The sequence below is a fragment of the Mycobacterium gastri genome (assembly GCF_002102175.1).
GTDB lineage: Bacteria > Actinomycetota > Actinomycetes > Mycobacteriales > Mycobacteriaceae > Mycobacterium > Mycobacterium gastri.
In genome coordinates this window covers 23003-43399 of record NZ_LQOX01000062.1, presented here as the reverse complement: position 1 = coordinate 43399, position 20397 = coordinate 23003, and the positions used below count along the sequence as shown (strand labels likewise).

At 66.3% G+C, this 20397-nt stretch carries 21 protein-coding genes and 1 pseudogene; 5 read left to right on the top strand and 17 right to left on the bottom strand.

Features of this window, described 5'->3' with window-relative positions:
- Window positions 1-19: 19 nt before the first annotated feature.
- Genes AWC07_RS05435 through AWC07_RS05425 form a run of 3 tightly spaced genes read right to left on the bottom strand, consistent with a single transcriptional unit; the run spans window position 20 to window position 4050 of the window.
- The gene (locus tag AWC07_RS05435; RefSeq protein WP_036416174.1) at window positions 20-832 is read right to left on the bottom strand and encodes an alpha/beta fold hydrolase; all 813 of its coding nucleotides are present in this window, start codon (window positions 830-832) and stop codon (window positions 20-22) included.
- 3 nt (window positions 833-835) lie between these two features.
- Entirely contained in the window at window positions 836-2536 is a 1701-nt protein-coding gene (locus tag AWC07_RS05430; protein WP_036416172.1) for a PHA/PHB synthase family protein, read from the bottom strand.
- 2 nt (window positions 2537-2538) lie between these two features.
- A complete protein-coding gene (locus tag AWC07_RS05425) occupies window positions 2539-4050 on the bottom strand; it encodes a long-chain-fatty-acid--CoA ligase (protein ID WP_036416170.1) in 1512 nt (503 codons plus the stop codon).
- Between the two features lie 142 nt (window positions 4051-4192).
- Here AWC07_RS05425 and AWC07_RS05420 point away from each other — a divergent pair, with 142 nt between their 5' ends.
- Complete coding sequence (locus AWC07_RS05420) at window positions 4193-5416, top strand: PucR family transcriptional regulator (RefSeq protein ID WP_051508115.1); 1224 nt, start codon at window positions 4193-4195, stop codon at window positions 5414-5416.
- A gap of 146 nt (window positions 5417-5562) precedes the next feature.
- On the opposite strand, the gene AWC07_RS28440 is transcribed toward AWC07_RS05420, so the two are convergent.
- From AWC07_RS28440 to AWC07_RS05410, 3 genes are read right to left on the bottom strand one after another with little or no spacing between them, the layout of a single operon-like run.
- Window positions 5563-5970, bottom strand: coding sequence for a helix-turn-helix domain-containing protein (locus AWC07_RS28440; protein ID WP_244187496.1), 408 nt, complete (start codon window positions 5968-5970; stop codon window positions 5563-5565).
- 5 nt (window positions 5971-5975) lie between these two features.
- Entirely contained in the window at window positions 5976-6290 is a 315-nt protein-coding gene (locus tag AWC07_RS28435) for a hypothetical protein (protein ID WP_051508120.1), read from the bottom strand.
- 28 nt (window positions 6291-6318) lie between these two features.
- Window positions 6319-7083, bottom strand: a complete 765-nt coding sequence (locus AWC07_RS05410; RefSeq protein WP_085104983.1) for an SOS response-associated peptidase — start codon at window positions 7081-7083, stop codon at window positions 6319-6321.
- A 72-nt stretch (window positions 7084-7155) separates the two neighbouring features.
- Between AWC07_RS05410 and aroA the strand changes: the two genes are divergently transcribed.
- Together aroA and rsgA are read left to right on the top strand one after the other, a co-directional pair.
- On the top strand, window positions 7156-8442 hold the full coding sequence (gene aroA / locus AWC07_RS05405) for a 3-phosphoshikimate 1-carboxyvinyltransferase (RefSeq protein ID WP_139829557.1): 1287 nt from the start codon (window positions 7156-7158) through the stop codon (window positions 8440-8442).
- Window positions 8439-9431 carry a ribosome small subunit-dependent GTPase A gene (rsgA, locus tag AWC07_RS05400; protein WP_036410765.1) on the top strand — a complete coding sequence of 331 codons (993 nt, stop codon included), beginning with the start codon at window positions 8439-8441 and terminating at the stop codon, window positions 9429-9431. The genes aroA and rsgA overlap by 4 nt, the downstream gene beginning before the upstream one ends.
- On the opposite strand, the gene AWC07_RS05395 is transcribed toward rsgA, so the two are convergent.
- From AWC07_RS05395 to AWC07_RS05355, 9 genes are all read right to left on the bottom strand, one after another.
- Window positions 9418-9921, bottom strand: a complete 504-nt coding sequence (locus tag AWC07_RS05395) for a winged helix-turn-helix transcriptional regulator (RefSeq protein ID WP_051507848.1) — start codon at window positions 9919-9921, stop codon at window positions 9418-9420. The two genes, rsgA and AWC07_RS05395, sit on opposite strands and share 14 nt — an antisense overlap.
- 23 nt (window positions 9922-9944) lie before the next feature.
- On the bottom strand, window positions 9945-11225 hold the full coding sequence (locus tag AWC07_RS05390) for a fatty acid desaturase family protein (protein ID WP_036410750.1): 1281 nt from the start codon (window positions 11223-11225) through the stop codon (window positions 9945-9947).
- Window positions 11226-11315: 90 nt separating this feature from the next.
- A complete protein-coding gene (locus tag AWC07_RS05385; protein WP_036410749.1) occupies window positions 11316-12461 on the bottom strand; it encodes a ferredoxin reductase in 1146 nt (381 codons plus the stop codon).
- A gap of 202 nt (window positions 12462-12663) precedes the next feature.
- Window positions 12664-13026, bottom strand: a complete 363-nt coding sequence (locus tag AWC07_RS05380) for a hypothetical protein (protein ID WP_051507846.1) — start codon at window positions 13024-13026, stop codon at window positions 12664-12666.
- Window positions 13027-13045: 19 nt separating this feature from the next.
- The gene (scnC, locus tag AWC07_RS05375; RefSeq protein WP_036410747.1) at window positions 13046-13759 is read right to left on the bottom strand and encodes a thiocyanate hydrolase subunit gamma; all 714 of its coding nucleotides are present in this window, start codon (window positions 13757-13759) and stop codon (window positions 13046-13048) included.
- Window positions 13760-13775: 16 nt separating this feature from the next.
- The gene (locus tag AWC07_RS05370; RefSeq protein WP_036410745.1) at window positions 13776-14612 is read right to left on the bottom strand and encodes a nitrile hydratase subunit beta; all 837 of its coding nucleotides are present in this window, start codon (window positions 14610-14612) and stop codon (window positions 13776-13778) included.
- A gap of 104 nt (window positions 14613-14716) precedes the next feature.
- Window positions 14717-15229, bottom strand: coding sequence for a DUF6912 family protein (locus AWC07_RS05365; protein WP_036410743.1), 513 nt, complete (start codon window positions 15227-15229; stop codon window positions 14717-14719).
- Window positions 15230-15262: 33 nt separating this feature from the next.
- Window positions 15263-16141, bottom strand: coding sequence for a polyphosphate kinase 2 (gene ppk2 / locus AWC07_RS05360; protein ID WP_036410742.1), 879 nt, complete (start codon window positions 16139-16141; stop codon window positions 15263-15265).
- A gap of 42 nt (window positions 16142-16183) precedes the next feature.
- Window positions 16184-17593, bottom strand: a complete 1410-nt coding sequence (locus AWC07_RS05355) for a WS/DGAT/MGAT family O-acyltransferase (RefSeq protein ID WP_036410740.1) — start codon at window positions 17591-17593, stop codon at window positions 16184-16186.
- 217 nt (window positions 17594-17810) lie between these two features.
- Between AWC07_RS05355 and AWC07_RS05350 the strand changes: the two genes are divergently transcribed.
- Window positions 17811-18335, top strand: coding sequence for an Rv3235 family protein (locus AWC07_RS05350; RefSeq protein ID WP_036410738.1), 525 nt, complete (start codon window positions 17811-17813; stop codon window positions 18333-18335).
- 17 nt (window positions 18336-18352) lie between these two features.
- Here the strand turns inward: AWC07_RS05350 and AWC07_RS05345 are convergent, their stop codons facing one another.
- Together AWC07_RS05345 and AWC07_RS05340 are read right to left on the bottom strand one after the other, a co-directional pair.
- On the bottom strand, window positions 18353-19498 hold the full coding sequence (locus AWC07_RS05345; RefSeq protein WP_036410736.1) for a cation:proton antiporter: 1146 nt from the start codon (window positions 19496-19498) through the stop codon (window positions 18353-18355).
- Between the two features lie 4 nt (window positions 19499-19502).
- Window positions 19503-19985, bottom strand: coding sequence for a cation:proton antiporter regulatory subunit (locus AWC07_RS05340; RefSeq protein WP_036410735.1), 483 nt, complete (start codon window positions 19983-19985; stop codon window positions 19503-19505).
- 228 nt (window positions 19986-20213) lie between these two features.
- Between AWC07_RS05340 and AWC07_RS05335 the strand changes: the two are divergent.
- Window positions 20214-20381: pseudogene (locus tag AWC07_RS05335) on the top strand (methanethiol S-methyltransferase); the annotation flags it as partial.
- Between the last annotated feature and the right edge of the window lie 16 nt (window positions 20382-20397).

Sequence of the window (20397 nt, the reverse complement as noted above, 5' to 3'; positions counted from 1 at the left end):
TTACGCTCGCGAACCCGGCTCAGCCCAGGAACTCTTCGATGACGGGAGCGAGTTCGACCGCGTTGTGCACGAGGTCGATGTGACCCCCGGAATGCAGGTGCAGCCGCGAACGAGGCAGCAAGGCGTTCATGATGTGAGCATTGGCGACCGGAATGATCGGATCATCGGTGCCCGCCACGATCAACGTCTTCTGGCGCACCGCCGGTAGCGCGAACAGACTGGTCCACACCGAACCGGCGAGCAGCTGGTGAAGGTAGCCGATCTTGGATCCGGCACGCAGTTGCCGCACAAAGAGTTGCGCCACGTCGTCGCCGTGGGCGCGGACGGTACCGCCGTAGAGCTCAGCGGCGATGGATGCCGCATAGTTTGGGTCCGAAAAGCGGCGTGGGGTAAGCATTTTCGCCAGAACCCGGGGGTGGCCGGGAACCATGACCACCCCCGTGCCCGTGGCGACCAATACCAGGCGACGGCATCGGCGCGGATTCTGGAAGGCGAACTGCTGCGCCAAGGCGCCTCCCCAGGACAGTCCGAGTACATCCACCACCCCGAGATCGAGCTTGCGCAGGAGCCTGCCCAACACCCAAGCGAGGTAGGGAAACCCATAGGGCAGAACGGATGTGGGTGATCCGCCGGTCCCGGGAACATCGAATCTGACGACCGTGGAGTCCAGCTCCTCCACCAGCGGATCGAGCACTTCCAGGCTCGCCCCGATTCCGTTGCACAGCACCAGCGGCACGCCGGTTCCTTGGCGTACGTTGACTCGGATCCGCTGTCCGCCGGCGAAGACATGGCGCTCTTCGCCGTGTGCGCTCGTGCGGTGGGTACCAGGCATCGCTCACTTCTCCTTCACATAGGTTCCCGGCGCCGGGCCTAGCGGTGGCAGACCCTTTCCGCCAAGCGTTGTCGGCGCGTCAACCTCCGGGCCGCTGCGCTCGGCGAGCCAGCTCACGTAGTCGGGCCACCACGAGCCCGCGAACTGCTGAGCAGCGTCAAGCCACTGTTGGGGATCCTCTGCATCGACCGGACCCGTTCGGAACGACGCTTTCGGGTTGCCGGGCGGGTTGACCAGAGCGGCGATGTGACCGCTGGTCGACAAGACGTAACGATTGTCCTTGCTGCCCAGCAGCCGGGCGCTGCGGTAGGTCGCCTGCCACGGGGAGATGTGGTCCGCGACGCCGCCGATCACATACGCGTCGGAGGTGATGCTGGCCAGGTCGACCGGGCTGCCCAGCATGGTGACTTCGCCGGGGGTCACCAGCGCGTTCCGCAGCCCCATGAGCACCATGTCACGGTGCAGTGCCGCGGCCATCCGGGTGGTGTCGGCGTTCCAGAACAAGACGTCGAAAGCCGCCGGCTTGCGGCCCTGCACGTAGTTGTTCACCCAGTACCGCCACACCAGGTCGGTGGGTCGTAGCCAGGCGAACATCTCGGCCATGTCGCGCCCGTCCAGGTAGCCCTTTCTGGCCGAAACCCGAATTGCGGTCTGCGCGGCGCGATCGCTCATGGCCGCGACGGCAAGACCGGCGCGGGTCTCGTCGAGCACGGTGACCGCCAAGGTAAGCCCAGCCACCCGATCGGCCTCACCGACATGGGCGAGGTGGGCCGCCGTCATCGCCGCGATGATGCCGCCCGAGCAGCTTGCCAGCAGGTGCACGCTGTCGGTGCCGGCGATATTCTGGACCGCGTCCATTGCCTCCACGATCGCCCCACCGTACGCGTCGAAACCCCAATCCCGATGGCGCGCCTGGGGATTACGCCACGAAATTGCGAAGACCTGTTGGCCCTGCGCCACGAAGTACTCGATCATGCTGCGTCCCGGTGCGATGTCCATGATGTAGAACTTGTTGATCACCGGCGGCACCATGAGCAACGGGATCGTGTTCACCTTCGGCGTTTGCGGGGCGTACTGGATCAGTTCGAACATCGAGGTCTGCAGGACCACCGCCCCTTTGGTGATGGCGACGGTCTCCCCCACGACGAAGGCGTCGGGCTCGACCATTGCCGGCACGCGTGGCTTCGAAAGCATGTCCCGGACAAAGGCTTTCACACCCCGCAGGGCACTCAGGCCACCGGTGTCGATCAGCGCCTTCCAACCGAGCGGACTGATCAGCGGGTTGTTGCTGGGCGCCAGGCCCTCCACCAGGTTGTCGACGACAAACTGCATCTTCTCTTGGTCGCGCCAATCCAGCTCAGCGTCGGCAAGCAACCCTTCGGCCGTCTCGGCACCGGCCAGATAGGCCTGCATGACCCGGTGCAGCAGCGGATTCTGTTGCCAGGCAGCGTCACTGAAGCGCTTGTCGGTCCGCGCCGGGGCACGGTGCGACTTCCCCGCCGCGATACTGCCAAGCTCACGGGTAAGCGTGGCGGCGCGGCCGGCCACGGCGCCGGGGCGCTGGGCGAGGTTGGCACCGAGCCGGGCCCAGGTGGCGTCGGGCATCATCCGGCTGGCAAACGGCCGGGTGGCGCTGGTGAGCAACAGGTCCAGCGGTGCGGCCAACTCGTCGGGCGCGGTGGTTGGTTTCGGAGATTCGGCCATGGTTATCGTGTGCTTTCACTTGTCGGAACGGTGATTTCGCGTTTGAGGACCTTGCCGGTCGGTCCCTTGGGCAGCGCCTCGACGAGCCAGACCCGGCGCGGGTACTTGTAAGCGGCGATCCGGTCCTTGACGTAGTCACGCAACTCGTCAGGACTGACCACCGCCCCCTTCTTCAGCGCGACTGCGGCGCCGACCTCCTCACCCAGGGAGTCGTGGGGTATACCGATGACGGCGGCCTCGGCCACCGCCGGATGCTCGTAGAGCACCTCCTCGACTTCGCGGGGATAGACGTTGTAGCCGCCGCGGATGATCAGGTCTTTGGTGCGGTCGACGATGTAGAAATAGCCGTCGTCGTCGACGCGTCCGACGTCTCCGGTGGCCAGCCACCCGTCGGGCGTTATCGTGGCCTTGGTCGCCTCCGGAAGGTTCCAGTAGCCCTTCATCACGTTGTGGCCACGGATCTGGATCTCGCCGGTTTCGCCGAGTGCGACCTCGGCGCCGCTCGGGTCAACGACCCGCATCTGGACGCCTTCGATCGGCGTGCCGATAGACCCGGCCTTGCGCGGCCGGTCCGGATGATTGAACGCCGCGGCCGGAGAGCTCTCGGAAAGTCCGTAACCCTCGAGAACAGTGCAGCCGAAGGCCGTTTCGAAATCGGTGAGGACCTGGACGGGCAACGCGGCGCCACCGGAGACGCAGACCCGCAGACTCTGCGTAGCCTCCGATTTGGCCGCATCGACCACGCCGAGCAATGCCGAGTACATCGTCGGCACGCCTTGGAATACGGTGACGGCGTCACGCTTGATCACCTCGAGCGCCTTGCGTGGGCTGAACCGCGGAATAAGGGTCAACGTCATGCCCCCTACAACGCAAGCGTTGAGTCCGCAGGTCAGGCCGAAGACGTGGAACAGCGGCAGGCATCCCATCATCACGTCGTCCGGCCCGGGCTCGATCAGCGTGCGAATGCTCACCTCGGCATTGCGGCCGAGGTTTGCGTGAGTGAGCATGGCGCCCTTGGGTTTTCCGGTAGTGCCGGATGTGTGCAGGATCACCGCGACGTCGTCGTCGCCGCGTTCCACCGGGGACGCTTGCGCCGGCAGATCGTCAATCAGGCTTGCCAGCCGGGCGTCGTCGACCAGCCAGCATTGAGCGCCTGCCTCGGCGGCGCCGGTGCTGGCCTCGTCGGCGAAGGCAGGTGTGGCGAACAGCACCGTGGCTCCGCTGTTGGACAGGTAGTAGGACACCTCGCGGGCCTTCAGCAGCGGGTTCATCGGGACCGCGACGGCGCCGCGGTACATGATCCCGTAGAAGGCGATGGCGAATGCGGGGATGTTCGGCAACATCACGCCCACCCGATCACCCGGCTCGACACCGGCCCGCTCCAGCAATGTCGCCACCCTGGCGGCGGCGGCGTCGAACTCGGCGAAGGTGAACTGCAGATCATCACACCGCAGCGCAATGCGTTGGGGATAACGGTCTTTCGATGCGATGAGGTTGGCGCTCAGGGTGGCCATCAGGTGCCTCCGAAGGTGCTTGGGTTGTTGTTTCAATGGTCAAGCCCGAGGCTCCGGGTCACAATGTCCGCGCATACAACAGTCGGGGCGGTTCGGTGTGACCGCGCACATCGGCAACCGGTTGGGGCATAAAGTTCGAAGGATGAGCGCGGCGACACATTCAGCCGGCGTCCGGCATGGCGCCACACCCGATCCGCACGTCATCGAGCTCGGGAAGCTCCTGCTGACGCGCGCCCCGGAACTGGGCGAAGCGATGGCGGAGCTGCTGTGCCGGGAAATCGACGCATACCGTGACGGCACCGTGGTCACGAAGGACGAAGTACGCCAAAGCTGCGAGGCGAACGTCACGTTCATCTTCGACTCACTCGCCGGCGACGCCGATGCGGACGTCTCACCCGCGGAGCGCACCGGCACTATCCGCGCTCTGGCCGGGGTGCCGCTGCCGGCGGTGATGACCGCCTACCGAATCGGTTTCCGATTCATCTGGGAGCAAACCCTTGCCTCCGGCCGCGCCGCGGGCATGCCCACGGAGTCGATCCTGGATGCCACCGCGCGGGTGTTCCTTGCGCAGGACACCTTCACGCAAGCGATGGCCAGCGCGTACCGCCAGCAGCTGACCACTCAGATCCTCGAGCTGGAGGAAGAGCGCTCGGCGCTGGTCGAGGCGCTGCTGTCGCGGCGGATCACCGACAGTCATAGTCTCTGGGAGGCGGCGGACCTGTTGCGGTTGCCCACTTCGGGGCCGTACGTGGTCGTGGCAGCGGAGCTGCCGGCGATCGGGAAGTTGGGATTGCCCACCATCGAAAACAAGCTCTCCGCCCGCGACATCCGGTCGGCGTGGCGGCTGTTGCCGGAATTGCAGGTCGGCATTGTCCATCTGCGCGGCCGGGATTCCGCCGAGACCCTCGACATCCTTGTCGAGGTGCTGCGGCAATCCGCCACCGCGCGCGTCGGGATCAGTCAGCCGTATCACGAACTCGCCGAAACCAGCGACGCATTGCGCTGCGCCCGGCTGGCGGTCACCGGAAAGCCATTGGGCGACTCGCTCGTTGCCGTCTTCGACGACGCCCCGCTCGCGGTCGCGGCGGTCAGCGCCCCGGACGTCATGGCAAAGGTCAGGGCGTCGGTGCTGGGCCGGCTGGATGCACTGCCGGCCGAGGAGCGCTCGGTCCTGCTCGACACGTTCCAGGCTTGGCTGCAGGCGGGCGGCTCTGCCACCCAGGCCGCCGCGACGATCTTCTGCCATCCCAATACCGTGCGGCACCGGCTGCGCCGTATCGAGGAGCTGACGGACCGGTTACTCTCGCGCCCAACGGATCTCGCTGAGTTGTGTCTGGCCCTCGAGGTCCAGCGGCGGCTGCCCTGAACGGCACACCGGCCGCGACGGCTTTGTCGCCGGAAAACAAAACCGGGTCGTAACTTCGTCGGTTGACGACATTCATGCGCCCAAGCGCAGTCGGTATGTTTTCCAGTCAGCGCGCTGACCAGAATCGCGCACTGAGACAACGTCGTTCACCTCTCCACTACCGAAAGAAATGTGAGCCGATCATGCAGTACCTGACCATCGCCGGAATGCTTGTTCTCATCCTGTTCCCGCTCCTCGTCCCGGCGATCATCACCGCTGTGCACGCCTTCACGGCCCCGGCCGCCGAGTAAGCCTGCCGGCCGGGCTATTTCGGTTGCAGCACCGCGGCGCCATACCAGTGACAGGCGAGCAACGCGAGTTCTACGTCGAGCCGGTCGCTGCCGATCTTCCGGCCGCCGGGCAATGGCGCGGCCGACACGATATTTCACCGTGTTGAAGTGCATGTTGAGCTCCGCGGCGGCCATCTTGTAGCTGGCGCCGCAACCCAGGAACACCCGTAGCGTCTCCCGCAGGCGCCCGTCGTTTTCGTCGTCCCTCGCCAGGTCTCCGAGCACCCGGGCTACCCAGTCGGGGGTGCCGGCCAGGTCGCCACCAAGACGCGCCGCGACGGACAGTCCCGGTCACGTGCGGCGACCACGGTCGCTGCGCGGCGATTGCCGGCGATCGCGACTCGGTGGGCCTCGCTCGCTTCCCGGTGGGTGCGGCGGAAGCCCTCGACGCCGCCGGCCGTGCTTCCTATGGCCACATCTGGTGAATTCACGGTGGGCGCTTGGACACGTTGGACCGCAATGTCGTAGCGCAACGCGTGCAGCATCGTGTCCACGTTGCCATAGCGACCCACCTCGACGTCGCCGTCGAGGCGCGAATTTTCCACGGTCCCGCCGTTAGCCGCTCAAGCGACATTAGAGCAGCGTGATCTGTTCGGGCTCCGGCTCGGCGGGCTCCAACAGCTCGGGCCCGTTGTTGCGCACGCTGTTGACCAACGTCGACACCCGACGCAGCTCGATGTCGCGCACGTCCGGCGGACGGGCCAGTAACTCCGGATCCAGCGGCGCGTCAGGATTCAGCCAGGCATCCCAGTCGCCTTCGGCCAGCATCAGCGGCATCCGGTCATGGATCTCGGCCATCTTCCCCACAGCGTCGGTGGTGATGATGGTGCAGCTCAGCAGCGGCGCAGCAGCCTTGTCCGGCTTCCAAACCGACCACAATCCGGCCATGAACACCAGTTCGCCGTCGCGGCGGTGCAGAAAGAACGGTGTCTTGGCGGTCCTGCGCCCCGAGGCAGCATCGGGATTGGCGCGCCATTCGTACCATCCGTCCATCGGCACCAGGCAGCGTTTGCGCTGCGCCGAATTCCGGAACGCGGGGGACGTGGCGACCTTGTCGGCGCGGGCGTTGATCAGCGACGGACCCTTGGTGTCGGGCGCGCCGTCCGGCGCGGCCTTGGCCCACGGCGGGATCAAGCCCCAGCGCATGAGCCGCACCCGGCGCGATGACTGGTCGTCCGGCTCGCTGTGGCGCGACACGACCGTCATGATGGTGTTGGTCGGCGCCACGTTGTAGTTGGGCGCCTCGGCGCTGGACCCGGCTCCGGTGGCTTCGTCGATCGCCTTGATTTTCTCGGCCAGCCGCGCGGGATCGGTGGTGACCGCGAATCGTCCGCACATGAGTCCCATGGTGCCTGGTACCCACGACAACCGCCGACACGGCAGGATGTAGCCGTGAGCAGCACCGAGCCCCTGAAGGCGTGGCGGGCCCCGTCCGCGCCGGCACCGGTGCACGCGACGGTGACCGTTCCGGGCTCGAAATCGCAGACCAACCGGACGCTGGTGCTGGCTGCGCTGGCGGCCGCGCAAGGCCACGGACCCTCGACGATCAGCGGCGCGCTCCGCAGCAGGGATACCGATCTGATGATCGCCGCGCTGCGAACTCTGGGCCTGCGCGTCGACGGAACGGGCTCCGAACTGACGGTCAGCGGCCGACTTGGGCACGTCCCCGACGCCCGGGTGGATTGCGGCCTGGCCGGCACGGTCTTGCGTTTCGTTCCGCCGTTGGCGGCGCTGAGCGCAGCCGTGGTCACGTTCGACGGCGACGAGCAGGCCCGGGCCCGGCCCATCGCACCACTGCTGGATGCACTGCGCGGTCTGGGCGTCCAGGTCGACGGTGCGGGTCTGCCTTTCCGCGTCCGGGGCACCGGATCGGTCGCCGGCGGCACGGTGGCCATCGACGCATCGGCGTCATCGCAGTTCGTGTCGGGCCTGCTGCTGTCCGCGGCATCGTTCACCGACGGACTGACCGTGCAGCACACCGGTGCGGCGCTGCCGTCGGCACCGCACATCGCGATGACGGTGGCGATGCTGCGCCAGGCCGGCGTCGACGTCGACGATTCGGTTGCGAATCGTTGGCGGGTCGAACCTGGGGCGGTCAAGGCACGCCGGTGGGACGTCGAACCGGATCTCACCAATGCGGTGGCATTCCTGGCGGCGGCCGTGGTCAGCGGCGGCACGGTGCGTATCACCGGCTGGCCGGCCGAGAGCGTCCAGCCCGCCGATAACATCCTGAGCATCCTGAGACAGCTGAATGCCGTTGTCACCCATAGCGATTCATTCCTGGAAGCGCGAGGGCCGAGCGCGTATCGCGGGTTCGACGTCGACCTGCGCGATGTCGGTGAGCTCACCCCATCGGTAGCCGCGTTGGCGGCGCTGGCCACGCCGGGCTCGGTGTCGCGGCTGACCGGCATCGCCCACCTGCGCGGCCACGAGACCGACCGGCTGGCCGCGCTGAGCACCGAGATCAACCGCCTGGGCGGTGACTGCCGGGAAACCGCCGACGGCCTGGTGATCACCGCGAGGCCGTTGCGGCCCGCTCTCTGGCGCGCCTATGCGGATCATCGGATGGCGATGGCCGGCGCCATCGTCGGGCTGCGGGTGGCCGGAGTCGAGGTGGACGACATCGGCGCCACCACCAAGACGCTGCCGGAGTTTCCGCGGCTGTGGACCGAGATGGTCGCGGAGCCCGGCGCTTGAGGCCCGGCGACTACGACGAATCCCACGTCAAAGTCCGCTCCGGCCGAGGTTCGCGGCCGCGGACCAAAACCCGTCCCGAACACGCCGACGCCGAGGCCGCCATGGTGGTCGGCGTCGATCGCGGCCGGTGGGGTTGCGTGCTGGGCGGCGACCCCGAGCGCCGCATCACCGCCATGCGGGCACGCGAGCTCGGCCGCACGCCCATTGTCGTCGGAGACGACGTCGACGTGGTGGGCGACCTGTCCGGCCGGCCGGACACGCTGGCCCGCATCGTCCGCCGGGGTCCGCGACGAACGGTGTTGCGCCGCACCGCCGATGACACCGACCCCACCGAACGAGTGGTGGTCGCCAACGCCGACCAACTGCTGATCGTGGTCGCGCTGGCCGATCCCCCGCCGCGCACCGGCCTGGTCGACCGGGCACTGATCGCCGCGTACGCAGGCGGGCTGACGCCCATCCTGTGCCTGACCAAGACCGACCTGGCCCCACCCGAACCGTTCGCCGAGCAGTTCGCCGACCTGGACCTCACGATGGTCGTCGCGGGCCGCGACGATCCGCTGCTCGCAGTGGCCGGCTTGCTCGACGGCAAGATCACCGTGCTGCTGGGGCATTCCGGAGTCGGCAAGTCGACCCTGGTCAATCGCCTTGTGCCGGAAGCTGATCGAGCGGTCGGAGAGGTCACCGACATCGGCAGAGGCCGGCACACCTCGACACAGTCGGTGGCTTTTCCTCTAGGAGAGCCCCTTGCGGCCACCGGCTGGGTGATCGACACCCCGGGAATCCGCTCGTTCGGGTTGGCCCACATCAAGCCTGACGACGTAATATTGGCGTTCGCCGATCTGGCCGAGGCGATTCACAACTGCCCGCGCGGCTGTGGGCATATGGGGCCGCCGGCCGATCCCGAATGCGCATTGGACAGCTTGTCCGGGCCCGCCGCGCGGCGGGTCGCCGCCGCCCGCCGACTGCTCGCGGTACTCAGCCAGACGTGACCAGCCGAATACCCAGCTCGCTGGGCGATACCAGATGCCCTTTGCCGCACCGCATTTCGATCTGCGCGGCGGCGCCGCAGCCCAGATGAGTCAGTTGCAGCCGGTCGCCGCCCGCCAGATGCCGCTTGCCCCACTGGAACATCGCAAAGACCACCGGCAGGAAATCGAAACCGGCTTCGGTGAGCACATATTCGTCGCGGCTGCGCTGTCCGAGCTCGCGATAAGGCCGCCGGGCGAGTAGTCCGAGGGTGACCAGTTCGGCAAGCCGGGCCGAGGTCGCGGCCTTGGTGATGCCGACACGGCGGACGAAGTCGTCAAACCGGGTGGTGCCGTAATAGGCCTCGCGCATGATCAGCATCGCGGATTTGGCGCCCACCACCGCCATGGTCTTCTCGATCGGGCACTCCCCCACGGCCGACCAGCCGTCGCGGTCGGTGGTAGCAGGCGCCGAGCGTGTTCTCGCTGCGAGAAAAACGCCAAAATCTCGCAGTGATTGCACGCTGGCGACCGAGCTTAGGCCGCCAGGTCGTCTGTGGCCGGGCCGACCTCGGTACGCCGGCCGCGCCGCCAACCACGCACCGCCGCAATCGCGGACTTGAGACCACGCCGGCGCCCGGTCGCCGGATCAATGCCCGCGAAACCCGGTTCCAGCTCGGCGAACATCCGCTCGCTGCGCGTCTCCGGCGCGTCGTCGGCATTGTCGCGCAGATACTTGTTCGGCAGCGACAGCTTGGCCAGCGTGCGCCACGTCTTGGCGTACTGCACCAGGAACGGACCTGTGGTGTAAGGCAAGTCGTACTTGTCGCACACCTCGCGCACCCGTACCGAGACCTCGGCTAGGCGGTTGCTCGGCAGGTCGGGATATAAGTGATGCTCGATCTGGTGGCACAGGTTGCCGCTCATGAACTGCAATGCGGGCCCGGCGTCGAAGTTGGCACTGCCCAGCATCTGCCGCAGATACCACTGGCCCTTCGTCTCGCCGATCATGTCAGTCTTGGTGAACTTCTCGGCGCCGTCGGGAAAGTGCCCGCAGAAGATCACGGCGTTGGACCACAGGTTGCGGATCACGTTGGCCACCGCGTTGGCGGTCAAGGTGGACCTGTAGGTCGCGCCGGGCGACAACGAGGTCAGCGCCGGGAACGCGAGATAGTCCTTGACCAGCTGGCGGCCGGCCTTGCCGGAGAACTCGCGCAGCCGGATCTTGGCGGCGTCACGGTCTGCCCGGCCCTTGAAGATCTTGCCGATCTCCAAGTGCTGCAACGCAACTCCCCACTCGAAGCCAATCGCCAGAATGGCGTTCCACACCAGGTTGAAGATGTTGAAGCGCTTCCAGCGCTGATCCCGGGTGACGCGCAGCACGCCGTAGCCGACGTCGTCGTCCATGCCAAGGATGTTGGTGTACTTGTGGTGCACGAAGTTGTGGGTGTAACGCCAGTGCTTGGACGACCCGCTCATGTCCCACTCCCAGGTCGAGGAGTGAATCTCCGGGTCGTTCATCCAGTCCCACTGGCCGTGCATCACGTTGTGGCCGATCTCCATGTTCTCGATGATCTTGGCCACGCCCAGAGTCGCCGCACCTGCCCACCACGCGGTGCGCCGCGAGCCGGCAGCCAGTATCAGCCGGCCGCTCACTTCCAGCGCGCGTTGGGCGGCAATGGTGCGGCGGATGTAGCGGGCATCGCGCTCGCCACGAGAGTCTTCGATGTCCTGGCGGATGGCATCCAGTTCTACGGCCAGGTTTTCGATGTCGGCGTCCGTAAGATGCGCGAATTCGTCGACGTCGGTTATCGCCATTGTCTTCTCCCTACGTCGTACGTTTCTTTGAATCGATTACGTACCTACGCCATCGTAGGCTACGTACCCGTAAGTTACCAACGGGTAGCTTTAGATGTCGACCACACAATCGCCCGAGGCGGCCGACACACAGGTCTGGATTCGAGTGCCGGGCTCGTGCTCCTGACCGGTCCGCAGGTCACGGACGTGGCCCTCGACCAGGTCGACCACACACGATTGGCAGATGCCCATGCGGCAGCCGAAAGGCATCTGCACGCCGGCACCCTCACCCGCATCCATCACCGATGTCGCGGCATCAACCGCCGCGGACTTGCCGCTGCGGGCGAACGTGACCGTGCCGCCCGCGCCGGCGGATGCCGCCTTGGACACCGCGAACCGCTCCAGGTGCAGCCGGTCGCTGATACCGGCCGCGGACCAAACCTTTTCGGCCTGGTTGAGCATGGCGGCAGGCCCGCACGCCCAGGTTTGCCGGTCACGCCAGTCCGGCACCTGCTCATCGAGCCGGGCGAGATCCAGTCGGCCCTCGGTGCGGGTCTTGCGCAGCGTCAGCCGATAGCCGCGATGATCGTCGCTCAGGGCGGCCAGCTCGGCACCGAACATCACGTCAGCTTCGGTGGGCGCCGAATGTAGATGCGCGATATCGGTGATCTGGTTGCGGCGCACCAATGTTCGCAGCATCGACATCACCGGGGTGATCCCGGACCCGGCGGTGATAAACAGCATCGAGGGCGGCGCCGGGTCGGGCAATACGAAGTTTCCCTGTGGAGCGGCCAGTCGCACCACGGTCCCTGGTTCGACACCGGCCACCAGGTGGGTGGAGAGGAAGCCTTCGGGCATCGCCTTCACGGTGATGGTGACGGTGCGCGCGGATCCGGACGTCCCGACGGGGCTCGACGTCAGCGAATACGAACGCCAGCGCCAGCGCCCGTCGACCAAGAGGCCGATCCCGATGTACTGGCCCGGTTGATAGTCGAAACTGAAGCCCCAGCCCGGCTTGATGACCAAGGTGGCCGAGTCTTCGGTCTCGCGGCGGACCTCGAGGATACGGCCCCGCAACTCGCGCGCCGACCACAGCGGATTGGCCAGCTGCAAATAGTCGTCGGGCAACAGCGGTGTCGTGATGCGCTCCGCAATCTTGCGCAGTGCGTGCCAGCCCGGATGCCGGTCCGCCCCGGCGACGGTCGGCCGTCTGGTGTCGGCGACTTTGGCGTTGATCACCGCGTGTTTCTTACTCATACGAAGCTCCTGATTGCGGCGCGGCCGTTGGCTTCCGCCGGGGTAGCGGGCAATCTCAGGCCCACGTCATGTTGGCTACGGTACCGTAAGTTACGGTTGCGTAGCTAGGTCCGAATGTGCAAGTTGCGTCACAGGACCGTCTAGCGGGGTTGCAGACGTTGTCAGCGGCTGTGGCCGGTGTTTCCCGGTGACCGGGAACCGGTCAGGCTTCCAGGCGCTTTCGGATGTCGCAGAGCCGTTGTGCCAGCTCCGCTTCATCGATGATCCCGCGAGCGACCAGCGAATGAGCCAGCGCCACCAGCTGGTTCTCCGGGTAGGGCAGGCTGGCATAGCGGCTCGCCGAGAGGATGTCTTCCTCATCTCGTCGCTGCTTGAAATCAGGGATGTCCGCGCTGCAGGCGGCGCGGTCGAGGGCGTCGCACAGGCCGTCCAGGCTGGTCTTCCACGGCGGCACGGGATTGGTCACGCCGTACTTTTCGGCCATCCGCGACCAGACCTGGTTGCGTTCCACGATCTGCTGCAACGGCGCGACGGTGCGCTGCTCGATCGGATCCGGTGGCCTCATTTTCTGTATCTTCTGCCCGTCACTCGACTGGATGTATCGCGGCCCGGGTGGCGGTGATGACGTTGCTGGTGACACCCGGCTTGGGCAGTGCCACACCGATCAGACAGTCGCGGGTGACGATCTCGGCCAGCTGATCCTCGTCCCAGCCCTCGGTTCCCTGCGGGCGTATGGGCATGACCATGAAGCGATGCTTCTGGTTGGAGTCCTCCACCCGGATAGCGACGTCGTCGGGCAGATAGAGCCCGAATTCCGCAAGCACCTGACGTGGCCAGCGGACCAGCCGCCGGCGATAGTTCGGGGTGCGGTACCACTCCGGCGAGTTCCCGAGAATCGGCCGCGGATAACACGAGCACAATGCGCAGACGATCACATGGTGCAGCGTCGGTGTGTCCTCGAGAATCTGGAACGCGGTGAAGTCGCTGGGCGTACCGAAGCCGGTGGGTTCCATCCAGTCGACGCCGACCTCCTTGCTGGCGGCCAGCGCATCGGTGAGCGCGAGTTGCTTGAACTCGGGATCGAGCCACGCGCGCGCCACCAGGCGCGCGGCCGGCGTCGGGTTGATCTGCTCGGCGAACTCGGTAAAGTGCCGATGCTCCTCGGCGGTGAAAATGCCCTTCTCGATGCACAATTCGCGCAGCGCAATCTCGAGTACCTCGAAGTCGGTGATCTCGTCCACCGTGGGGGCAAGTGCCCGCTCGTGGTCGTGATCCTGGTCGTGATCCTGGTCGGTCATGTCGAAACTCCTACCCTCAGGCCGCCGCCAGCCACCGCTCGGGAAGCTCCGTTTGCAGGGTGTCGGTGGCGGTGCCGGTGTATCCGTGCCATAGCTCAGACAGGTTGAACCGGACGATGTAGAACCACTCCGGCTGCGAATCGGGCCGATCCCACGCCTCGTCCTCGGGGGCCGGGCTTTCGTACGCGACCGACGCGATTTCGCCCGTGGCGCCACGTACGTATTCCGGGGTGCGGGTGTACAGCAACGCGGGCAGTTCGCGCACCACCACCGGGTCGCCGACGCGGAACCTGGGCTGCCCGGCCTTACCGGCATACACCTGCGGATCGCCCTTGCCGACCGCGTGGGTGTGGTGCGCATTGCGGATCACGCCGGTGCCGTTACCTTCTGAACTCGGTTGCGCCTCAAGCTTTTTCCCGTCGAGGCCGCTGGCGTAGCGGGCCTTGACCGCTGCCATTCGTTCACTGAGCTCGCCCAGGCTGATGTGATGCTTTTCCACCAGCACACGTGCGACCGCCCAGAGCCAGCGACCGTAGTAGGGGAAGCCGAGATAGACCGCGCGTCCCACGTCGACGTTGCCGATCCGCCGGCGCTCCTCCGACAGCCAAATGCCGCGCCACGCAAGGACTTCGCAGAGCACATAGGTCATGTGCTCCCAGTACTCGTACTGCTTGTTCTCGTAGTTCATGGGCGCGTCCGGCTCACCACCGACGTCGTGGTTGGTCTTCATGTACGCCCAGAAGCGATCGTGGTCGAGCAGGTCGGGAGTTGGGGCGTCCGGAAGCTCGGGATAGGCCGACTTCAGCCGGGCAACCAGGTCGAGCTGACGGGCACGGTCAGCGGCGGTACTCATGACCACTCCTCTGGCATCGGAGCGTGGGACGGTGCAGGTGATGCTACTACCCAACAGCACGACCAGTCTGAGACCGAGGCCGGTTGACACCTGGCAATGCGCTGTCAAAGCAAGTCGAGCAGGAACGGCAACTCCTGGTTGGCATACCACGCCAAATCATGGTCCTGGGCATCACCGACAACCAGGTCGGCGTCCTCGTCGCCGAGATCGGCGGCGTCGATCACGGCTATCGCCGCGGTGACGGCCGGTTCGGCGGCGGCGTTGTCGACATACGCGGCGACCACCCGATCCATCTCAACGGGTGCGGTCAGTCTGACGACGGCGTCGTCGAGATCGGGCCGCAACGCGACTTCGTCCGCTTCAGCGTCCACTTCGGCGGCAATCACCACGCGTCGCGGCGGCAAACCCTCGCCTCCGTCGTCGGCCAGCAGCCGCAGGGACGCCAGCGCGGCCTCCTGCAGCGCCACTTCCGCAAGTTCGTCGTCGTCGCCCTCGGCATATGACTCCCGCAATTTCGGCGTCACCGCGAAGGCCGTGCCGTTGACCGGCCACAGCGAACCGTCGGCGACAAGTTGCCGCAGCATGGCCAGGGTGGCCGGGACGTAGACCTGCATCACGGGCTGAGTCGCCGAGCCCGCATGATCGCCGCGCTAACCATCGATCAACGTCGCCGCATAGTCTTCGACATAATTGGACAGTTCACGCGGCGGGCGCTGGTAGTTGCCGCTCACCAACGGATGTTTGGGCAACTTGACCTTCGGCTTCTCCACGTCGCGGTAGTCGATGGTGGACAACAGGTGGGCCATCATGTTCAGCCGGGCATGCTTTTTGATCTCGGATTCCACCACATACCACGGGCTGGTCGGGATGTCGGTGTGCACCATCATCTGGTCCTTGGCGCGGGAGTAATCCTCCCATCGGTACAGCGATTCCAGGTCCATCGGGCTGAGCTTCCATTGCCGGACGGGGTCGCTGCGCCGGGCTTTGAAGCGCCGCAACTGCTCCTCATCGGAAACCGAAAACCAGTACTTGCGCAGCAAGATCCCGTCGTCGATCAACATGTGCTCGAAGATCGGCGTCTGCCGTAAGAACAGCGCATGCTCTTGCGGCGTACAGAATCCCATGACTTTTTCGACGCCGGCACGGTTGTACCACGACCGGTCGAAGAGCACGATTTCGCCCTTGGCGGGCAAGTGTGCGATATAGCGCTGGTAATACCACTGTCCGCGTTCCCTGTCGGTCGGGGAGGGCAACGCCGCGATGCGGGCCACGCGCGGGTTGAGGTATTCGGTGATCCTTTTGATGGTCCCACCTTTGCCGGCTCCGTCGCGGCCCTCGAAGACAACCACCAGGCGCGCCCCGGAATGCCGCACCCACTCCTGCAGTTTCACGAATTCCGTTTGCAGCCTGAATAATTCGGCATGGTAGACGTTGGCCGGGACCTTGCGCTTGGCCGGCGGATTTGACTTCATCTTCCTCGCCGTCTTGGCCGTCTTGGCCGGCGCGCCGTTGGTTATCGCAGTGCTCACAACAACGGATGGTATCTCCACTAGCCATTTCGACTCTGATAATTACCGAGACGCTTCCAGCAGCTCCTCGAGCGATTGGCCGAGCAGACCCGGCAACAGGTCGACGTCGCTCATCGCGTCGCGGTCGGCATTGATCCCGAAATACAGCATGCCGTTGTAGGACGTCACGCTGATGGCCAGCGCCTGGTTGTGCAACAGCGGCGGCACCGCGTAAGCCTCCAGCAACTTGGTGCCCGCGACGTACATCTGCGATTGTGCCCCGGGGGCATTGGTGATCAGCAGGTTGAACAACCTCGCCGAATAACTGGTCGCGACCCGGACACCCATCGCGTGCAGGGTGGGCGGCGCGAATCCGGACAGCGTGACGATGGTTCGGGCGTCGACCAGACTCGCGGCCGTCGGGTTCGATTCGGTGGCGTGCGCGATCTGGGACAGCCGCACCACGGGGTTGCCCTCCCCCACCGGCAGATCGATCAAGAAGGGCGTCACCTGGCTCATGGCCTGGCCGGGACCCGTCGAATCGAGTTGGTCATCGACGTACGCCGCCAGCGGAGCCATCGCGCGCACCGTCGCCGTCGGTGCCACCGTCTCACCGCGTGACATCAGCCAGTCGCCCAGCGCGCCGGCGATCACGGCCAGCACCACATCGTGGATGTCACAGTTATAGCGGGCACGTACCGCCCGATAGTCCTCAAGCCGGGCGCGCGCCACAGTGAACCGTCGATTGCGCGAAACGGTGGCATTGAGCGGACTATTGGGTGCGGTGCCGCGCGCCACAGTGCGCGCGACATCCAGCACGCGGCGGCCGGCGTCGACGAGTTGGCCGTAATTGGTGACCGCGCCGGCGACCGCGGATCCGACGGCCTGCAGCTGCGCTCCCGGCCCGATAATCCAGTCACCGATGGCGCCCATCACCAAGCGGGTGTGGCCGGGGTCGCGTTCCGGTATCCAGATGTCTTCGGGGAAAGGCGGTGGACGCCGCGTCCGATCGGCGATGACGTGGCCGATGGCCAGTGATGTCACCCCGTTGATCAGAGCCTGGTGCGACTTGGTGTAGAGGGCAATGCGATTCTTTTCCAGCCCCTCGACAAGATACATCTCCCACAGCGGCCGCGACTTGTCCAGCGGCCGGGCGGCCAGCCGCGCGATGAGTTCGTGCAGTTGCTCGTCGCTGCCCGGCGACGGCAACGCGGAGCGCCTGACGTGATAAGTGATGTCGAATTCGGGATCGTCCATCCACACGGGGCGGGCCATGCCGATCTTCACCTCGCGTATCCGCTGCCGGTAACGCGGTATCTGCGGCAACCGCTGCTCGACGGTGGCCAACAGCGTCTCGTAGCTCAGTCCGGCCCGCGGCCGGCGCAGGATCATCAGCGACCCGACATACATGGGGGTGGCGGTGTTCTCCAGCCGATAGAAAGACGCGTCCGTCGTGGATAACCGGGTCACCATTTACGGCCCTGTCCTCCTTGTCGATTCGTCGTCAATCTGGCGGTTGGACCGATGTGACTCACCGTAACCACTCGACGCGGCCACATCACGGGGCGGGTACACGCCGGCGTGGTGTGTGCAATGATGACCGGCAGTTTGTCTGTCACTCTCCAGCAGGCGCGCAGTCCTCACCGTCTCGTTGGCATCATTTGACCTGGCTTGATCTGGAGAGTGCCCGTTGAGTATCAGTCCCATTGTCGACCCGCCTCATCGTCCGACTTTCGCCGTTGTCCCGGTTGTCGAGTACGAACCGCCAACGGGAACCATCCCCCGGTGCCGACAATCAGCGCACCCACCTTTACGCCCGCGCAGTCTACGGCCGCCCCGCCGGTCCCGCAGCGAGCAGCCGACAACCGAGGGCGTGTCGGAGCCCATGCGCCAGGCGGCCGTGTTCACCGACGCGGCACTGCGCCGGGTGCTCGAAGTCATCGACCGCCGTCGTCCTGCCACACAGCTGCGTTCGCTGCTGGCGCCCAACCTGGTCGACGCGGTGCTGTCGGTCAGCGAAGCGGTGGCCGGTCGGCACGGGACGGCGGTGTTGCACCGGGTGCGACTGCAACCGGTCGGGTCCTCGGACACCGCGGCGGAGGTGTTCGGCAGCTACCGCCGCGGAGACCGGATCCACGCAATCGCCTGTCGGGTGGAACGGGTGACCGCCGGCGGCGGAGGGCGCTGGCTGGTCGTCGCCTTGCACATCGGCTGACGGACTTCGTCATGCGCTCAGGCGGCGCTCGGCAGCGGCCCGCCGGTGTAGCGCGCCGCCACCGGGCCCACGATCGCCATGATGAAGACGTACGACGTTGCCAACGCCGCCACCGTGGGGATCGACGCGCCGACCAATCCGATGATGATCAGCGAGAACTCGCCTCGAGCGATCAGCGCAGTGCCCGCGCGCAACTGGCCGCGCCGTGCCACCCCGTCACGGCGGGCGGCGAACATCCCGGTCAGCACCTTGGTCGCGGCGGTCACCGCGGCCAGCACGACGGCCACCGGAAGCATCGGAAGCAACTCCTTGGGGCCCACCGATAGCCCGATCGCCAGGAAGAAGATCGCGGCGAACAGATCGCGTAGCGGACCCAGCACCCTGCGCGCCCGCTCGGCCGTTTCCCCGGTCAGGGTCAGGCCCACCAGGAACGCGCCGACCGCGGCCGATGCGTGCAACGACTCGGCCAGCGCCGCGACCAGCAAGGTGATGCCCAAGATCCGCAGCAGCAGTTGCTCGGAGTCGGGGTGCGCCACCAGGCGGCCGACGTGATGACCCCAGTAGTAGGACGCCGCAAACGCCGCAACAAGGGCGCCGATCGCGGCCAGTGTCCCGCCGAGCGCATCCAGCCAGCTGCCGCGCAATGCCAGCACCGTGAACATCGGCAAGTAGCCGGCCATCGCGAAGTCTTCGAGCACCAGCACCGACAGCACCGCCGGGGTTTCGCGGTTTCCCAGGCGGCGCAGGTCTTCGAGCAGTCGCGCGATCACACCCGACGATGAGATGTAGGTGACGCCGGCCAGCGCCAGGATGGCAACGCCGTCCAACCCGAGCAGCCAGCCGGTCACCGCGCCGGGCGTGGCGTTGAGGACGATGTCGGCACCCGCCGACGGCAGATGATGGCGCAGGCTGCTGGCGAATTCGGTCACCGAGAACTCCAGACCCAAGGTCAGCAGCAGCAACACGACGCCGATTGGTGCGCCGGTGCTGACGAAGTCGGCGGCGGTGGCCACCGGCAGGACGCCGCCCTTACCCAGCGCTAGGCCCGCCAACAGATAGACCGGGATCGGCGACAATGCGAATCGGCGGGCGAGGGCGCCGAGCAGGGCAAGCATGACCAAGAGGGCGCCGAGCTCGAATAGCAGCGCCTCCGAAACATCCACCGGCTCAGCCTTTGTCGACGATCTGCCGGACTCCGATGATGCCTTCTTCGGTGCCGATCACAATCAGGACGTCGCGTGCCCGCAGCGTTTCCGCGGGGCTGGGCGAAGCGACCACGTCGTCGCCGCGGACGATCGCGACGATCGAGGCGCCGGTGCGGGTGCGGGCGCGGGTGTCACCCAGCGGCCGGCCGACGAACGGACTCTGCGGCTCGATCGAGATGTGACCTGCCTCGAGCCCGGGTACCTCGCGCGTCAGCTCGGTGAACCGCTCGGCGATTCTCGGTGCGCCGAGAATCGCGGCCACGGTGTCGGCCTCTTCGCCGCTGAGGCGAAAGACCGGCCGGCATGCGTCAGGGTCCTCGGCGGTGTACAGCACGATGTCGAAATCGCCGGTGCGCCGGGCGATGATGCCGATCCGCTCACCCTTGTGGCTGGTGAACTCGTACCGCAGACCGACGCCCGGCAGCAGCACTTCCTTGACATCCATGCCGCCAATACTCGACGAAATGGCATCGAGAGAGAAGTCCCACCGGCCAATCTCATAGCCGATGGCGTCCTTGAGCCTGGGCCCGAGGGCAGTCCCGCGTCAGAAGGGTGGGGGTTCGTCGTCGGGTGGGGCCGGTCCGGCATCCCGGGCGGACTCGGCTCGCCGGTTCAGGTGGGTGGTGCGGTTTTTGGGGCATTCGGTGGCCACCCGGTGGACGCGGTCTTGGGCGAGTGGCGAACGATGCCCACGGTCATCTGGGACGTGCGGCAGCCGGTCGCCCGGGTGGCGTTGTGGGCCGTGTTCTGGCTCGGGTGGGCGATCGTTTTCGCGTCGACGTTCATGATCAACCACTTCGACCTGGTTGGGCTTCGGCAGGTGTATTTGGCTTGGCGCGGGTTTCGCCTATAGGCCA

What these genes read in the sequence shown, in the direction of transcription:
- AWC07_RS05435 (WP_036416174.1), bottom strand. Translation starts at nt 832, where the DNA reads ATGCCTGGTACCCACCGCACGAGCGCACACGGCGAAGAGCGCCATGTC.
- AWC07_RS05430 (WP_036416172.1), bottom strand. Translation starts at nt 2,536, where the DNA reads ATGGCCGAATCTCCGAAACCAACCACCGCGCCCGACGAGTTGGCCGCA.
- AWC07_RS05425 (WP_036416170.1), bottom strand. Translation starts at nt 4,050, where the DNA reads ATGGCCACCCTGAGCGCCAACCTCATCGCATCGAAAGACCGTTATCCC.
- AWC07_RS05420 (WP_051508115.1), top strand. Translation starts at nt 4,193, where the DNA reads ATGAGCGCGGCGACACATTCAGCCGGCGTCCGGCATGGCGCCACACCC.
- AWC07_RS05410 (WP_085104983.1), bottom strand. Translation starts at nt 7,083, where the DNA reads ATGTGCGGACGATTCGCGGTCACCACCGATCCCGCGCGGCTGGCCGAG.
- AWC07_RS05390 (WP_036410750.1), bottom strand. Translation starts at nt 11,225, where the DNA reads ATGGCGATAACCGACGTCGACGAATTCGCGCATCTTACGGACGCCGAC.
- AWC07_RS05385 (WP_036410749.1), bottom strand. Translation starts at nt 12,461, where the DNA reads ATGAGTAAGAAACACGCGGTGATCAACGCCAAAGTCGCCGACACCAGA.
- AWC07_RS05380 (WP_051507846.1), bottom strand. Translation starts at nt 13,026, where the DNA reads ATGAGGCCACCGGATCCGATCGAGCAGCGCACCGTCGCGCCGTTGCAG.
- scnC (WP_036410747.1), bottom strand. Translation starts at nt 13,759, where the DNA reads ATGACCGACCAGGATCACGACCAGGATCACGACCACGAGCGGGCACTT.
- AWC07_RS05370 (WP_036410745.1), bottom strand. Translation starts at nt 14,612, where the DNA reads ATGAGTACCGCCGCTGACCGTGCCCGTCAGCTCGACCTGGTTGCCCGG.
- AWC07_RS05355 (WP_036410740.1), bottom strand. Translation starts at nt 17,593, where the DNA reads ATGGTGACCCGGTTATCCACGACGGACGCGTCTTTCTATCGGCTGGAG.
- AWC07_RS05340 (WP_036410735.1), bottom strand. Translation starts at nt 19,985, where the DNA reads ATGGATGTCAAGGAAGTGCTGCTGCCGGGCGTCGGTCTGCGGTACGAG.